The sequence below is a fragment of the Streptomyces sp. NPDC058646 genome (assembly GCF_042716875.1).
In the GTDB taxonomy this organism is placed as follows: domain Bacteria; phylum Actinomycetota; class Actinomycetes; order Streptomycetales; family Streptomycetaceae; genus Streptomyces.
In genome coordinates this window covers 67,294-83,231 of record NZ_JBHXRK010000027.1, presented here as the reverse complement: position 1 = coordinate 83,231, position 15,938 = coordinate 67,294, and the positions used below count along the sequence as shown (strand labels likewise).

Here is a 15,938-nt window from a genome sequence, read left to right as displayed (position 1 = left end):
TCGGAACGCGATGAGCAGCCTCTTTGACGACAGTTTCCTGGCGGACTTCACCCCCTCGGACGAGGTCCCCCCGCCGCCCGAGGAGCACGCCGCCCCGGAGCCGGGCGCGGACGACCTCTTCGGGGGCCGGTTCGACGTGCCCATGAGCGGTGACGCGTACTACCGGGACGGCGCCCCCAGGCCCGTCATCGACCCGGCGACGCTCCTGGACGGGCTGAACGAGCAGCAGGCCGCCGCCGTGGTGCACGCGGGCTCGCCCCTGCTCATCGTGGCCGGCGCCGGCTCCGGCAAGACCCGCGTGCTCACCCACCGCATCGGGCACCTGCTGTCCGCGCGGCACGTCCACCCCGGCCAGATCCTCGCGATCACCTTCACCAACAAGGCCGCCGGAGAGATGAAGGAGCGCGTCGAAGGCCTCGTCGGCCCGCGCGCCAACGCGATGTGGGTGTCCACCTTCCACAGCGCGTGCGTACGCATCCTGCGCCGCGAGTCCAAGCGGCTCGGTTTCACCTCCTCGTTCTCGATCTACGACGCGGCCGACTCGAAGCGCCTGATGGCGCTCGTCTGCCGCGACCTGGACCTGGACCCGAAGAAGTTCCCGCCCAAGGCCTTCAACGCCAAGGTCTCCAACCTGAAGAACGAGCTGATCGACGAGGAAGCCTTCGCCGATCAGGCCGTCGACGGGTTCGAGAAGACCCTCGCCCAGGCGTACGCGATGTACCAGGGGCGGCTGCGCGAGGCCAACGCGCTCGACTTCGACGACATCATCATGACCACGGTGCACCTGCTCCAGGCGTTCCCGGACGTCGCCGAGCACTACCGGCGCCGCTTCCGGCACGTCCTGGTCGACGAGTACCAGGACACCAACCACGCCCAGTACACCCTCGTACGCGAACTCGTCGGCACCGGCTACCCGGACCTGCCCCCCGCCGAGCTGTGCGTCGTGGGTGACGCCGACCAGTCGATCTACGCCTTCCGCGGCGCCACCATCCGCAACATCCTCCAGTTCGAAGAGGACTACAAGAACGCGACGACGATCCTGCTGGAACAGAACTACCGCTCCACGCAGACGATCCTCTCCGCCGCCAACGCCGTCATCGAGCGCAACGAGAACCGCCGCGCCAAGAACCTGTGGACCCAGGCCGGCACCGGCGCCGTCATCACCGGCTACGTCGCGGACACCGAGCACGACGAGGCGCAGTTCGTCGCCGACGAGATCGACCGGCTCACCGACGCCGGGGACGCCAAGGCCGGCGACGTCGCGATCTTCTACCGGACCAACGCGCAGTCCCGCGTGTTCGAGGAGATCTTCATCCGCGTCGGCCTGCCCTACAAGGTCGTCGGCGGCGTCCGCTTCTACGAGCGCAAGGAGGTCCGGGACGTCCTCGCGTACCTGCGCGTCCTGGCGAACCCCGAGGACAACGTCCCGCTGCGCCGCATCCTGAACGTGCCCAAGCGCGGCATCGGCGAGCGCGCGGAGGCGATGATCGACGCCCTCGCGATGCGGGAGAAGATCACCTTCCCGCAGGCGCTGCGCCGCGTGGACGAGGCCTTCGGCATGGCCGCGCGCTCGACGAACGCGGTGAAGCGGTTCAACGTGCTGATGGAGGAACTGCGCACGATCGTCGACTCGGGCGCCGGCCCGGCGGTGGTGCTGGAAGCGGTGCTGGAGCGTACGGGCTACCTGGCCGAACTCCAGGCGTCCACCGACCCGCAGGACGAGACGCGGATCGAGAACCTGCAGGAACTGGCGGCCGTAGCACTCGAATTCGAGCAGGCGCGGGAAGCCGCGGCAGCCGAGGCCCCGGAGGGCACGGAGGGAGCCGCGGCGCCCGGCCCCGGCACCCTCGCCGAGTTCCTGGAGCAGGTCGCGCTCGTCGCCGACTCCGACCAGATCCCCGACGAGGAGGAGGACGGCTCCGGAGTCATCACGCTGATGACCCTGCACACCGCCAAGGGCCTGGAGTTCCCGGTGGTCTTCCTGACCGGCATGGAGGACGGGGTCTTCCCGCACATGCGGGCGCTGGGCCAGACCAAGGAGCTGGAGGAGGAGCGCCGCCTCGCCTACGTAGGCATCACGCGGGCGCGCGAACGGCTGTACCTGACCCGCTCCTCGATGCGCAGCGCCTGGGGGACGCCCTCCTACAACCCGCCGTCGCGGTTCCTCGAGGAGATCCCGGCGGAGTACCTCCAGTGGAAGCGCACGGGTGCCGCGCAGAAGCCCGCCGGCCCCCTGCGGGGATACGGTTCGGGCTCGGGCGGGGGCGGCGGGAAGGCGGCCTTCGGGACCTCGCCGGAGGCGTTCCTGTCCTCGTCGCGCACGAAGTCGGGCCCGTCCGGCTTCGCCACGCGCCGGGCCTCCGACAAGCCGGTCATCGCACTGGTCGTCGGGGACCGCGTCACGCACGACCAGTTCGGGCTCGGCACGGTCATGGAGGTCAAGGGAGCGGGCGCGGACGCCCAGGCGACCATCGACTTCGGGGACGACAAGCCGAAGCGGCTGCTGCTGCGCTACGCGCCGGTGCAGAAGCTGTAGCGGTCCGGGCCGCCGGGCGGGCCCGCGCCACGAGGTGGTGGGCCGCCGGTGCCGTGGGCAGCTGCGGGACGGTGGCAGCTGCCGGACGGCGGTGCGGCCGGCGCAGTGCGGCGTCGGCTACGAAGGGTTCAGACCGTGGGAACGGAACCACGGGAGGGGGTCGATCGCGGCCCCGCCGCCGGGCCGGACCTCGAAGTGCAGGTGCGGTCCGGTCGAGTTGCCGGAGTCGCCCGCGTACGCGATGACCTCGCCGGCCTTGACCTTGCCGCTGCGGATCTTGGTGCTGCTCAGATGGCAGTACCAGGTCTCGGTACCGTCGGGCGCGGTCACTATGGCCATGTTCCCGTACGCGCTGTTGAACTGGGTGCGGACGGTGCCGTCGGTGGCGGCCATGACGGGGGTTCCGTAGCCCACCGGGAAGTCGATGCCGGTGTGCACCGACATCCACATGCCGCCGGCCTGCCCGAAGCTGGCACTGAGGCCGTGCTGCGCGACGGGGATCGCGAACTTGGGGCGGGCGGCCTCCTTGGCCGCCGCCTCCTCCGCCTTCTTCTTCTTCTCGTCCTGCTGGCGCTGGTGCAGGTCGATGCGCTCCTGCGTGCGGCTCGCACGGTCCGCGAAGTCGCCCGCGTCCGCGCTGAGTGCGGCCAGCTGGGTGTCGAGCTTGGTGTTCGCCGCGACCGGCCTCACCGAGGCCGGGTCGGGCGCGGCCATCGTGGTGGTGTCCTCGGCGGGCTTCTCCGTACCGGTGAGGCCGCCGACCGAGGCGGCCGCGACACCGGCCACACCCATCACGCAGGCCGAGGGCACGGCCACGGTCAGCAGGGCGGAACGCTTCGCCGGGGTGCGGCGCCGGCTGTTCGCCCGGCTTCCGCCCGCCGTCGCGTCGGCCTTGGCGCCGGTCTTGCCCCCCGCCTTGCCCCCCGCCTTGGCCGTCGCCTTGGCGTTCGCCTTGGCCGCGGTCCGGCGCGCGGAGCGCGGTTCGGTGGCCGTCGGCGCGGGGGTGACGGGCATGGCCTGGGTGGGGAGGTCGTGGACCTCGGCCGGGTCCGGGAGCGCGGGCTCCTCGCCGGGGACCGCCTCGAAGACGGCGGTCTCGCTGTAGGCCTCGGGCGCCGCGGGCGACTCGGGCTCGGCGCCGGTTGCGGCAGGGCTCTCGTAGGAGCAGGCCGCGTCGGCGTACGACTCCTGCTGCTGGTGCGGCTGCTGGTGCTGCTCGTACGGGTCCGGGTACTGCTGCGCGGGCTGGTACTCGTACGTCTGCGGGTAGGCGGCCTCGGCGGGGGCCGGGCTCTCCGCGACGGTGTTCCAGGCGGTGGCGTCGAAGGCGCCGGTCTCGGTGCCGGTGGTGCCGTAGCCCGGCAGTGCCCAGTGCCCGGTCTGCTCGGCCGAGGCGTCGTAGCCGAAGGAGGCGGGCTGGTGGTCGGTGTAGCCCGGGTACTCGGCGTCCTGCGTGCTCCAGGCGCTCGCGTCCCACTGCCCCGTGGTGTCCGCGGGGACGCCCTGGCTGGGGATCGTGGGCACGTAACTGTCCTGCGAGGCCCAGGCGGTGGCGTCGTACGCGCCGGTCTCGTAAGAGCCGTACGCCGCATAGTTGACCCCTTGGCCCTGCGTTTCGTAGGAAACGTAGGCCGAGTCACCAGCGAAAGTGGTGGTGTTAAGGCCGTCATACCCAGGATCCGGGTACTGGCCCGACGAGGGGCGGTCGTTCACCAACTTCTCTTTCGCCTCGGCAGTGGGGGGCCTGGGTGGCCGGGGAATCTGAGGTTCCCCGGAGGAGAGCAGTGGCGTGACTGTACCCGGCGGTTACACGCAACGACAATCTTCCCGGACTTTCGGTACCAGCGGAACCGGGCATTCAGCCGTCTTTCGGTCGCCGAAATGCACACCCTTGGCCTTGAGTTCGAAATTCGTTCGACTTTCGGTCGGATGCTGTCTAGGCGACGGAGGCGGCGTCCTGACCCCCGACGGCCGCCGGCCCGGGACCGTCGAGGACGCGCCGAACGGCCGCGATGACGGCGGGGTGGGCGGGCAGGGCGAGGTGCCCGATGCCCGTGACCTGCACGTTCTCCGCCTGGAGGTCCGGGTGCTCGATGCGTGCCGCCTCGACGGGAGCCATCAGCGTGTCGAACTCGCTCCAGAACGCCACGCACCGGGTCGCGCACCCGGGCGCGGGCCCGGCCAGCTCGGAGATCACGGGCGAGTCCGGGCGCATCTGCCGGACCAGTGGGTGGGCGTCCATGAAGGGGGCCACCAGCGTTCCGGAGTGGGGTGTACCGAGCGTGACGAGCGTACGGACGCGGGCGTCGCCGCCGAGGCGCTGCACGTAGTACCGGCCCACTAATCCGCCCAGACTGTGCCCGACCAGGTCCACCCGCTCCTGCCCGGTGCGCTCGCACAGTTCCTCGACGCGCCGGGCGAGGTGGCGGGCGGTGACCCGCAGGTCGCGGGTGAAGAGTGAGTAGTTGTACGTCTCCACGTGCCGTAGGCCGTCGGCCCCCAGGGCGCGGCGCAGCAGGACGAAGACGGACCGGTTGTCGGTGAACCCGTGGAGGAGCAGGGCGGGCGGCCGTGTCGCGGGCGGCCCGGGGGCGACCCTTTCCTGGCACACTCCGGTGGGATAGAGGAGAAGGTGCCCGCCGAGGACCACGACCTCCAGGGCGCCGGCCCGCAGCGCGGCGCCGGACAAGGGCACGGACATCGGTACGGACAGCCCCATCGGCGCGGCCTCCCTCGGCCTCTTGGGACCGCGGCCGTCGCGCCACCGTGCCGTGCGGCTGTCGGCACGGTGGCGCAATGCCGTCCCACGTGTGATTTCCCCCTCGTGGGGGACCGCGAAACGGCGGCGTGCGCAATGCTGTACTTAACGTTCGTTCACTCGGGAGGCAGTGCGATGGGTGTGACCGGTCCGATCCGTGTGGTGGTGGCCAAGCCGGGTCTCGACGGCCACGACCGCGGTGCGAAGGTGATCGCGCGGGCGCTGCGGGACGCGGGCATGGAGGTCATCTACACGGGCCTGCACCAGACCCCCGAGCAGATCGTGGACACCGCCATCCAGGAGGACGCCGACGCGATCGGCCTCTCGATCCTCTCCGGCGCCCACAACACGCTCTTCGTCCGCGTGCTGGAGCTCCTCAAGGAGCGCGACGCGCAGGACATCCAGGTCTTCGGCGGCGGCATCATCCCGGAGGACGACATCGCTCCGCTGAAGGAGAAGGGCGTGGCGGAGATCTTCACCCCGGGCGCGACGACGACGTCGATCGTGGACTGGGTCCGCGCGAACGTCCGCCAGTAGCCCCCGGCGGCCCGCAGCCACCCAACGGCCCCCGGTCCCGGCACCCGGGGCCGGGGCTCCACCACGTCTCGGGCCGATCCCCCCGGCCCCGCGGCCGGCCGGCCTCCTCCCGCGGCACCAGCGCCCCCCTCCCGGACTCCGGAGCCAGGCGCGCCGTCGCTCCCGCTCCCCGGGCCGCCTCCCGCCTTGCGGCGGGGCGGTTTCCGGCGCCCGGGCCGCGCGGGCGGGGCCTGTGACCCGCTGCCTCCGGCCTTGCGGCGGGGCGATTCCGCTCGGGGCGCCGGCGCCTCCGGGCCCGTACGGCCCGACCCCTACGGCCCCGCGGCGCGCTGCCCCCGGCCTTGCGGCCGGGGGGATTCTGCTCGAGGCGCCGGCATCTCTGGTCCCGTACGGCCCCGCGGCGCGCTGCCTCCGGCCGTGTGGCCGGGCTCGACGCCGGGCCCCGGGCCGGGCCCGGCCCGCGGCCGGGGGGTTCCGGCTCGGGGCACGGGTCGGTTCCGTCCCGGGGGGGCGCACTCCTTTCGGCCGCGCGGCCGTGTCACCGCCTCCGGCCTTGCGGCCGCCCCGGGGGGCTCGTCGGGCTCGGCGAGGGGTCAGGCCGGGGTCAGTTCGGACAGCATGGCTGAGCGGAGGTCGAGGGTGGCCACGAGCCGTTGGAAGGCCTCCGCCCAGTACGCGGCGGCCCCCGGGGACGCCTCCGGCGGGTCCTCGGCCGTAGCGGTCAGGGCCTCCAGACGGCCGGCCTCCGCAGGATCGAGGCAGCGCTCCGCCAGCCCCATCACGCCGCTGAAACTCCAGGGGTAGCTGCCCGCCTCCCGGGCGCTCTCCAGCGCGTCGACCACCGCCCGGCCCAGCGCCCCGGCCCACGGGACCACGCAGACCCCGAGCAGCTGGAACGCCTCCGACAGCCCGTGCGCCCGGATGAACTCGGCGACCCACCGGGCCCGTTCCCCCTCGGGCAGGGTCTCCAGGAGCTTCGCCCGCTCCGCCAGCGAGGCCGTCGCCGGTCCTGCGGCGGGCGGCGCGGACGGCGGCCCCAGCAGGGCCCGCGACCACTGCGCGTCGCGCTGGCGCACCGCGGCCCGGCACCACGCGGCGTGGAGCTCCTCCGCCCAGCCCTCGCTCGCGGCGACCGGCAGGGCGACGATCTCCGCCGGGTCGAGCCCGCCGAACCGCTCCCGCCAGCAGTCCAGCGGTGCGGCTTCCACCAGCTGCCCGAGCCACCAGGCCCGTTCCCCGCGTCCGGCGGGCGGCCGTTCCACCACCCCGTCCCGCTGCATCCCCGCATCGCACTCGGCAGGCGGAGTCACCCCTTCGGGGCCTACGCACGCCAGCGCGCGCCGGGCCATCCGCCCCGCCAGCGCCGACCGCGGCAGTGCCGACAGCAGCTCGGCCGCCGTCGCCCGGACGTTACGGCTGCGGTCGCCCAGGGCCGCCTCCAGGAACGGCTCGTCCCCGTCGGACAGCCCCACGCGCAGCGAGTCGAGGAACATCAGCCGGTCCTCGGCCCGTTCGGTCGCCCAGGTCGTCGCCAGCAGCCGCGGCGCTGCCGCCGCCTGCTGGGCCCGTATCGCGCCCAGCAGTGCCACCCGCTCCGCGAACAGGCCCTCCTGCCACAGCAGTTCCACCCCCGCCCCGTCCGTCACCTCCGGCAGCTCCCCGGCACCGCCGGCCCCGCCGCGCAGGGCGAACCGCCAGTCGGGGTTCATCCTGGCCAGCCACAGGCCGCGGGGTCCGGCCAGCGCCAGGGCCTGCGGGCGCAGGTCCGTACGGGCACGGGCCGCGTCCAGCAGGGCGGGGACCTGTGCGGCCGGCGCCCGGTAGCCGTGCCGTCCGGCCGCGGCCAGCCACTGCGGCAGCAGCTCGGTCAGATCCGGGGCGGCCCCGCGCCGCCCGCCGCCGCTGCCCACAGCCGTGCGGCCGGCCAGCAGCTGGGCGAGCCGGCGCCGGGCCGCCTGCGGGGGCTCCGGACGCGCATCAGGCGCCGCGGGCTCCGGCAGAGGGCACCCCTGCGCCGGTCTGAGCCCGGCCCGGCGCCGTACGGCATGGACGGCGGCCGCGTCCAGCAGGGACTCCGGCGAGCCGGCCGGCCCACCGCCCTGGCGCCGGCCGGTGCCCAGCAGCGCGGCGCCGACCAGCTCCTCCCAGTCCCCGTACCCCTCGTCGTATCCCTCGTCACCCGTGCCCATCCGGCCCCTCCCTCGTCACTCGTCACTCGTCCACGGTCGAATCGGTGCTCCGGTCCCGCCCCCTGTGCGGGACCGGAGCAGTCGGTGCCTCCGGGGTCCTGCCCGGCCCTTCAGGACGGGCAGGACCCCGGTGTGCTCAACTGGCGTGGTTGTCGTTCACAAAAGCCCCCCGGCTTCTCGTCGTCACACGCACCGGCGCCCCCGCGCCGCCGCGTCCCTCCCCGTCCCCTCCCCGCCGTCCACGGCCGGACGGCATACGGGCCCCCAGGCCCCCAGCGTTTCCTTGTCTTCCGCCCCGGCTCAGACCAGGGCGACCGGCTCGGGCGAGTCCGGCTGCCAGGCCGTCAGCGGCGTGAAGCCGCGGTGGCCGCACTCGCCGAACACCGTCACCGGGCCCCCGCCCGACAACGCGGCCAGCTGCCACAGCCCCGAGCGCGAGCGGCCTCCCGCGAGGGCGACCGGCAGGGCGCAACCGCCCTCCGCATCGGCCAGTTGCCAGCCCGGCTCACCCGGTACCGGGATCACCGGTCCGAGCACCACCGGCCAGGACTCCAGCCACGGGTCCTCGCGCAGCGCCGCCCCGTAGGCCTCCAGGGCGGCCCCGGTGCTCACCGCGGCCGGTACCTCCAGGCACGGTCCGGCCGCCGAGAACCTCTCCCCGAGGTCCGCCCGCAGCCCCGCCGACCCGGGCCGGAAGCGGGCTTCCGCCTCCAGTACCAGCCCCACCGGCAGCGCCAGCCCCGGTGGCCGCCCCGGCGGTCCGAAGTCCAGCACCAGGGCAGGACGCCCGCCCGCCAGCCCGCGCAGCCATATCCGGCGGGTGGTGAGCCGGCCGTCCGGTGACACCGAGTCGTACTGGGCGAGCACCAGCCAGCGGTCCCGTACGGCCTCCCCCTCCCCGGAGGCCGGCAGTCCCACCCGGCTGCGGACGGTCGCCGCCAGTGGACCGGGCAGCCCGGCCACACCGAGCCAGGCCCGGTCCAGCAGGTGCAGCAGCGCCGCCTCCTCCAGCATCCGGGCGGGCCAGCCGGCGCCGCAACTGGGTATCGTCCCCAACTCGCGTACCCGCCCGGCCAGTCCGGGGGCCTGGGCGTCGACCATGCGGGCGGCGGTCTCCTCCCACGCCGCGTACCCCGCCTGCTCCTGGCCCGCCAGTCCACCCCGCACCAGATCGGCCAGCCGCTGCTCCAGCTCGGTCACGCCCGCCCCGATCCGCGCGGCCCGCTGCTCGGCGCGCCGCCTGGCCGCCTCCTCGTCCACCGGGCGGCCCGTCCCTGCGGCCGGCCGCGCGGCCTTCGCCGCCCGCTCCGCCAGCCACTGCGCGGCCCACTCCGGCGCCTGGGCCGGCTCGCCGAAGCCCTCGGCGGACCAGAGCAGCAGCAGCCCCAGGGCGTGCTTGCACGGGAACTTCCTGCTCGGGCACGAGCACTTGTACGCCGGCCCGGCCAGGTCCACGACCGTCCGGTACGGCGTACTGCCGCTGCCCTTGCACAACCCCCACAGCGAACCGGAAGCGGAACCTCCGATCTGCGACCAGGGCCCCGGCCCGCCGAGTCTGCCTCCGGCCTTGCGTGAGGCATCGTCAGGAGCCAGAGCCAGTACTTGTTCCGCCGTCCAGCGGACCCCCTGCTCAGTCATGTGTTCCACCGTAGAGACCCCCACTGACAATCGCCGTGACCTGCAACGACGCTCCGGGTAAGGGGCGTTGTCAGTGGCGTGGTGCACCGTGGAACCAGCAGTCGGGAGCGACTGCCGAGCATTGGAGGGGGACCATGACCACGCCCGAGAACAGCACCGGCGCAGAGGCGCTCCGACCGCACGCCGAAGCCGCCTTCGCACACGAACTGAAAGCCCTGGAAGCCGCCGACGACCGGCCCCGCCCGACCCGCTGGAAGCTCTCCCCCTGGGCCGTCGCCACCTACCTGCTCGGCGGCGAACTCCCCGACGGAACCGTCATCACCCCCAAGTACGTGGGGCCGCGCCGCCTCGTCGAAGTCGCCGTCACCACCCTCGCCACCGACCGAGCCCTGCTCCTCCTCGGCGTCCCCGGCACCGCCAAGACCTGGGTGTCCGAACACCTCGCCGCGGCCGTCAGCGGCGACTCCACCCTCCTCGTGCAGGGCACCGCCGGCACCCCCGAGGAAGCCATCCGGTACGGCTGGAACTACGCCCGGCTGCTCGCCCACGGCCCCAGCCGGGAGGCCCTCGTCCCCAGCCCCGTCATGCGCGCCATGGCCGAGGGCATGACCGCCCGCGTCGAGGAACTCACCCGCATCCCCGCCGACGTCCAGGACACCCTCATCACCGTCCTGTCCGAAAAGACCCTCCCGATACCCGAACTCGGCGAAGAGGTGCAGGCCGTGCGCGGCTTCAACCTCATCGCCACCGCCAACGACCGCGACCGCGGGGTCAACGAGCTGTCCAGCGCACTGCGCCGCCGCTTCAACACGGTGGTCCTGCCGCTCCCCGCCACCGCGGACGCCGAGGTCGACATCGTCGCCCGCCGCGTCGACCAGATGGGCCGCGCGCTCGACCTGCCGGCCGCGCCCGAGGGCCTGGAGGAGATCCGCCGCGTGGTCACCGTCTTCCGCGAGCTGCGCGACGGCGTCACCGACGACGGCCGCACGAAGGTGAAGTCCCCGAGCGGCACCCTCTCCACCGCCGAGGCCATCTCGGTCGTCACCGGCGGCCTCGCCCTCGCCGCCCACTTCGGCGACGGCGTGCTGCGTCCCTCCGACGTGGCCGCGGGCATCCTGGGCGCCGTCGTCCGCGACCCGGCCGCCGACAAGGTCGTCTGGCAGGAGTACCTGGAGGCCGTGGTCCGCGAGCGGGAGGGCTGGAAGGACTTCTACCGCGCCTGCCGGGAGGTGACGGCATGAGTCCGCGCGCACAGGGGCCCCTCCTGCTGGGCGTGCGCCACCACGGACCCGGCTCGGCCCGCGCGGTGCGCGCCGCCCTGGACGCGGCCGGGCCCGCGGCCGTCCTCGTCGAAGGGCCGCCCGAGGGCGACGCGCTGGTCGCCCTGGCCGCCGATCCCGGGATGCGGCCGCCCGTCGCACTGCTCGCGCACGCCGCCGACGACCCGGGCCGCGCCGCTTTCTGGCCGCTGGCCGACTTCTCCCCGGAGTGGGTCGCGATCCGCTGGGCGCAGGAGGCCGGCGTACCGGTGAGGTTCATCGACCTTCCGGCGGCCCACTCCCTGGCCGGGGCGGGGAGCGACGCCGGGACGGGGCCCGGCGGCCCGGACGCGGCAGCGGCCGGTGCCGTACGGGTGGACCCGCTGGCGGTGCTGGCCGAAACCGCCGGGTACGACGACCCCGAGCGCTGGTGGGAGGACGTGGTCGAACACCGAGGGACCGGGGACGTGCAGGAGGCCGCGCTCGGCGCGTTCGAGGCGCTCGGCGACGCGATGGCAGCCCTGCGCGAGGCGTACGGGGACGGCGGCCACTCCCGGGACCTGGTGCGTGAGGCGTACATGCGCGGGCGCATGCGGGCCGCCCGCAGGGAGTTCGGCGACGACTACGCCGTGGTGTGCGGCGCCTGGCACGTCCCGGCGCTCCGGGCCAGGACGACGGCGGCCGCCGACAAGGCCCTGCTCACCGGGCTGCCCAAGGTCAAGGTGGAGACCACCTGGGTGCCCTGGACCCACCGCAGGCTCGCCCGGGCCGGCGGCTACGGTGCGGGCATCACCGCACCCGGGTGGTACGCGCACCTCTTCGCCGCCCGGGACCGGCCCGTGGAGCGCTGGCTGACCAAGGTCGCCGGCCTGCTGCGGGAGGAGGACCGGCAGGTCTCCTCGGCGCACGTCATCGAAGCGGTCCGGCTGGCCGACACCCTGGCCGCGATGCGCGGGAGACCGCTGCCCGGGCTGACGGAGACCCTGGAGGCCGTCCGGGCGGTGATGTGCGACGGCTCCGACGTGCCGCTCGCGCTGATCGAGGACCGCCTGGTCGTCGGCGACGTGCTCGGTGAGGTGCCGGACGCGGCTCCCGTCGTCCCCCTCCAGCGCGACCTGACGAAGCAACAGCGCTCGCTGCGGCTCAAGGCGGAGGCGCAGGACCGCGAGCTGGAGCTCGACCTGCGCAAGGACACCGACACCGCGAAGTCGCTGCTGCTGCACCGGCTGCGGATCCTCGGCATCGCGTGGGGCACCCCCACCGCCTCGCGGGGCAGCACCGGCACCTTCCGCGAGACGTGGCGGCTGCGCTGGGAGCCGGAACTGTCCGTGCGGGTCGCCGAGGCCGGGGTCTGGGGCACCACCGTCCTCGCGGCGGCGACCGCCAGGGCCGAGGCCGATGCCGCGGGCGCCGAGGAGCTGGGCGAGGTGACGGCCCTGGCCGAGCGGTGCCTGCTGGCCGGGCTGTCGCAGGCACTGCCCGAGGTGCTGCGGGCACTGGCGGACCGGGCCGCCCTGGACACCGACGTGGCGCGGCTGGCCGCGGCCCTGCCGGCGCTGGCCCGCTCGCTGCGGTACGGGGACGTACGCGGCACCGACGCGGCCGCCCTGGGCACCGTGGCGGCCGGGCTCGCCGAGCGGATCTGCGTGGCGTTGCCGCCCGCCTGCTCCGTCGGCCTGGACGCCGACGCGGCGGCGGAGCTGCGCGGCCACGTGGACGGGGTGCACGGGGCGGTCGTCCTGCTGGCGGACGCCCAGGAGGGGCTGCGGGAGCGCTGGTCCGCGGTACTGCGGACGCTGGCCGTGCGGGATGCGGTGCCCGGCCTGATCCGTGGCCGGGCGGCCCGGCTGCTGCTCGACGAGGGGCGGCTTGCGCCCGAGGAGACGGCCCGGCTGATGGGACTCGCCCTGTCCCCGGCGGCCTCCCCGGCCGATGCGGCGGGCTGGATCGAGGGCTTCGCGGGCGGCAGCTCGGGCGGCGGCACGCTGCTGGTCCACGACGAGCGGCTGCTGGGCCTGATCGACGCCTGGCTCGTGGGCGTACCGGAGCGGGCCTTCACCGACGTGCTGCCCCTGCTGCGCAGGACGTTCGGGGCGTACGAGCCGGGGGTGAAGCGGACGCTGGGCGAGCTGGTCCGCCGGGGCCCCGGCGGACCGGCCGCGGCGGCCGGTCCCGGGGCGGCCCCCGAAGGCTTCGCCCCGGAGCTGGACCCGGAGCGGGCGGACGCGGTGGTGGACCTGGTCCGAATGCTGCTCGCCGGGGCCGGGGCCGGTGCCGGGGCCGGTGCCGGTGAGGGGGCCGGTGCGGAGGCAGGGGCAGGAGCCGGGCCACGGGCAGGGGCTGTGGGCGACGACAACGATCTGGTGGGGGTGGGCAGATGAGCGCGGCGGACGAACGGCTGCGGCGGTGGCGGATGGTGCTCGGCGGCGGCGGGGCCGACGGAACCGGGCGCGCGCTGACCGGGCGGGACGCGGCGATGGACGAGGCGCTCGGCGCGCTCTACGGCGGGGCCGGCACGGGCGGTTCCCGTAAGGCCGCGGGGGAGCGGTCGGCGGGGCTCGGCGGCTCGGCGCCCCACGTGGCCCGCTGGCTCGGGGACATCCGGACGTACTTCCCCGGCCCGGTGGTCCAGGTCATGCAGCGGGACGCCATCGAGCGGCTCGGCCTGTCCGCGCTGTTGCTGGAACCGGAGATGCTGGAGGCCGTCGAGCCCGACGTCCACCTGGTCGGCACGCTGCTCTCGCTGAACAAGGCGATGCCGGAGACGACGAAGGAGACCGCCCGGGCCGTGGTCCGCAAGGTGGTCGAACAGCTGGAGAAGCGGCTCGCGACCCGCACCCGGGCCACGCTCACCGGCGCCCTCGACCGCTCCGCCCGGATCAGCCGCCCCCGTCACCACGACATCGACTGGAACCGCACGATCCGGGCCAATCTCAAGAACTACCTGCCCGAGTACCGCACCGTCGTCCCCGAGCGGCTGATCGGGTACGGCCGGGCGGCCCAGTCGGTGAAGAAGGAGGTGATCCTCTGCATCGACCAGTCGGGTTCGATGGCGGCCTCCGTCGTCTACGCCTCCGTGTTCGGAGCGGTCCTCGCCTCGATGCGCTCGATCGCCACCCGCCTCGTCGTCTTCGACACCGCCGTCGTCGACCTGACGGACCAGCTCGACGATCCGGTGGACGTCCTCTTCGGCACCCAGCTGGGCGGAGGCACCGACATCAACCGGGCCCTCGCCTACTGCCAGTCGAAGATCACCCGCCCCGCCGACACCGTCGTCGTCCTGATCAGTGATCTTTACGAGGGCGGCATACGCAACGAGATGCTCAAGCGGGTCGCCGCGATGAAGGGGGCGGGAGTGGAGTTCGTGACCCTTCTGGCCCTGTCCGACGAGGGCGCTCCCGCCTACGACCGGGAACACGCGGCTGCCCTCGCCGCGCTCGGCGCACCGGCCTTCGCCTGCACCCCCGACCTGTTTCCGGAGGTGATGGCCGCGGCGCTGGAGAAGCGGCCCCTGCCGGTGCCCGACGGCACCTGACGCGGGCGTGACGGGATCCACTGTGAATCGGCTGATCGCACGAAGTTCCAGTTCACGCGTGAGGCGTTCTGTGACAGGTATCACCGCTCAGGTGTGATCTGCGATTTAGGGACCTACGCCCCCCGGGGATAACCTGCGGGACGGACATGCCGCGTCCACGGTCACCGTGTGCGCCTTCCTTGTGACAGCGCCGTCACGTTGCCCTCCGCGGCACGCCCACGCAGATAGCAGAAAACCGCGAATCACTGCGAATCTTTGAAGACAAGGGACGGACGCGCGTGGACCTGTTCGAGTACCAGGCGAGGGACCTCTTCGCCAAGCACGGTGTACCGGTGCTGGCCGGTGAAGTCATCGACACGCCTGAGGCGGCTCGCGAGGCCACCGAGCGGCTGGGCGGCAAGTCGGTCGTCAAGGCGCAGGTGAAGGTCGGTGGCCGCGGCAAGGCCGGCGGCGTGAAGCTGGCCTCCACCCCGGACGAGGCCGTCGCCCGGGCGACGGACATCCTCGGCATGGACATCAAGGGCCACACGGTCCACAAGGTGATGATCGCCGAGACGGCTCCCGAGATCCTCGAGGAGTACTACGTCTCGTACCTCCTCGACCGCACCAACCGCACCTTCCTGGCCATGGCCTCGGTCGCGGGCGGCATGGACATCGAGCAGGTCGCCGAGGAGACCCCCGAGAAGCTCGCCAAGGTCCCGGTGAACGCCAACGAGGGCGTGACCATCGAGAAGGCCCGCGAGATCGTCGCCCTGGCGCAGTTCCCGGCCGAGGTCGCCGAGCAGGTCGCCGAGGTCCTCGTGACCCTGTGGGCCACCTTCATCGCCGAGGACGCGCTCCTCGTCGAGGTCAACCCGCTCGCGAAGGTCGCCTCCGGCGACGTCATCGCGCTCGACGGCAAGGTCTCGCTCGACGAGAACGCCGAGTTCCGCCAGCCGGGCCACGAGGAGTTCGTGGACCACGCGGCCGCGAACCCGCTCGAGGCCGCCGCCAAGGCGAAGAACCTCAACTACGTGAAGCTCGACGGCGAGGTCGGCATCATCGGCAACGGCGCGGGTCTCGTCATGAGCACCCTCGACGTCGTCGCGTACGCCGGCGAGGCGTACAAGTCGGTGAATGGCGGCGGCGTCAAGCCCGCCAACTTCCTGGACATCGGCGGTGGCGCCTCCGCCGCCGTCATGGCCAACGGTCTCGAGATCATCCTCGGCGACCCGGACGTCAAGTCCGTCTTCGTCAACGTCTTCGGCGGCATCACCGCGTGCGACGAGGTCGCCAACGGCATCGTCCAGGCGCTGCAGCTGCTCGAGGACAAGGGCGAGGCGGTCACCAAGCCGCTCGTCGTCCGTCTCGACGGCAACAACGCCGAGCTGGGTCGCAAGATCCTCTCGGACGCCAACCACCCGCTGGTGCAGCGCGTGGACACCATGGACGGCGCGGCCGACAAGGCCGCCGAGCTCGCGGCTGCGAAGTAAGGGCAGAGGTCACA

10 protein-coding genes are annotated in these 15,938 nt (G+C 73.7%); 6 read left to right on the top strand and 4 right to left on the bottom strand.

Annotated features, from left to right (window positions below; genetic code table 11):
* Positions 1-10 precede the first annotated feature (10 nt).
* The gene (pcrA, locus tag ACFWUZ_RS28420) at positions 11-2,536 is read left to right on the top strand and encodes a DNA helicase PcrA (protein WP_384378843.1); all 2,526 of its coding nucleotides are present in this window, start codon (positions 11-13) and stop codon (positions 2,534-2,536) included.
* Positions 2,537-2,653: 117 nt separating this feature from the next.
* On the opposite strand, the gene ACFWUZ_RS28415 is transcribed toward pcrA, so the two are convergent.
* Entirely contained in the window at positions 2,654-4,249 is a 1,596-nt protein-coding gene (locus tag ACFWUZ_RS28415) for a M23 family metallopeptidase (RefSeq protein ID WP_384378840.1), read from the bottom strand.
* A gap of 223 nt (positions 4,250-4,472) precedes the next feature.
* Positions 4,473-5,255 (bottom strand): esterase/lipase family protein, encoded by a 783-nt coding sequence (locus ACFWUZ_RS28410; RefSeq protein WP_384378837.1) that lies wholly within the window; start codon positions 5,253-5,255, stop codon positions 4,473-4,475.
* A gap of 174 nt (positions 5,256-5,429) precedes the next feature.
* Between ACFWUZ_RS28410 and ACFWUZ_RS28405 the strand changes: the two genes are divergently transcribed.
* On the top strand, positions 5,430-5,831 hold the full coding sequence (locus tag ACFWUZ_RS28405) for a cobalamin B12-binding domain-containing protein (protein ID WP_384378834.1): 402 nt from the start codon (positions 5,430-5,432) through the stop codon (positions 5,829-5,831).
* 593 nt (positions 5,832-6,424) lie between these two features.
* Here the strand turns inward: ACFWUZ_RS28405 and ACFWUZ_RS28400 are convergent.
* Both ACFWUZ_RS28400 and ACFWUZ_RS28395 read right to left on the bottom strand, forming a co-directional pair.
* Positions 6,425-8,020, bottom strand: coding sequence for a DUF5691 domain-containing protein (locus ACFWUZ_RS28400; RefSeq protein WP_384378831.1), 1,596 nt, complete (start codon positions 8,018-8,020; stop codon positions 6,425-6,427).
* Positions 8,021-8,320: 300 nt separating this feature from the next.
* Complete coding sequence (locus ACFWUZ_RS28395) at positions 8,321-9,658, bottom strand: SWIM zinc finger family protein (protein ID WP_384378828.1); 1,338 nt, start codon at positions 9,656-9,658, stop codon at positions 8,321-8,323.
* Positions 9,659-9,792: 134 nt separating this feature from the next.
* Between ACFWUZ_RS28395 and ACFWUZ_RS28390 the strand changes: the two genes are divergently transcribed.
* The 4 genes from ACFWUZ_RS28390 (at position 9,793) to sucC (ending at position 15,924) form a co-directional block, all read left to right on the top strand.
* Positions 9,793-10,899 carry an AAA family ATPase gene (locus ACFWUZ_RS28390; protein ID WP_384378825.1) on the top strand — a complete coding sequence of 369 codons (1,107 nt, stop codon included), beginning with the start codon at positions 9,793-9,795 and terminating at the stop codon, positions 10,897-10,899.
* Positions 10,896-13,298, top strand: a complete 2,403-nt coding sequence (locus ACFWUZ_RS28385) for a DUF5682 family protein (RefSeq protein WP_384378822.1) — start codon at positions 10,896-10,898, stop codon at positions 13,296-13,298. The genes ACFWUZ_RS28390 and ACFWUZ_RS28385 overlap by 4 nt, the downstream gene beginning before the upstream one ends.
* Complete coding sequence (locus ACFWUZ_RS28380) at positions 13,295-14,452, top strand: VWA domain-containing protein (RefSeq protein WP_384378819.1); 1,158 nt, start codon at positions 13,295-13,297, stop codon at positions 14,450-14,452. The genes ACFWUZ_RS28385 and ACFWUZ_RS28380 overlap by 4 nt, the downstream gene beginning before the upstream one ends.
* A 278-nt stretch (positions 14,453-14,730) precedes the next feature.
* Positions 14,731-15,924 carry an ADP-forming succinate--CoA ligase subunit beta gene (gene sucC, locus ACFWUZ_RS28375; protein ID WP_384378816.1) on the top strand — a complete coding sequence of 398 codons (1,194 nt, stop codon included), beginning with the start codon at positions 14,731-14,733 and terminating at the stop codon, positions 15,922-15,924.
* Positions 15,925-15,938: the final 14 nt, after the last annotated feature.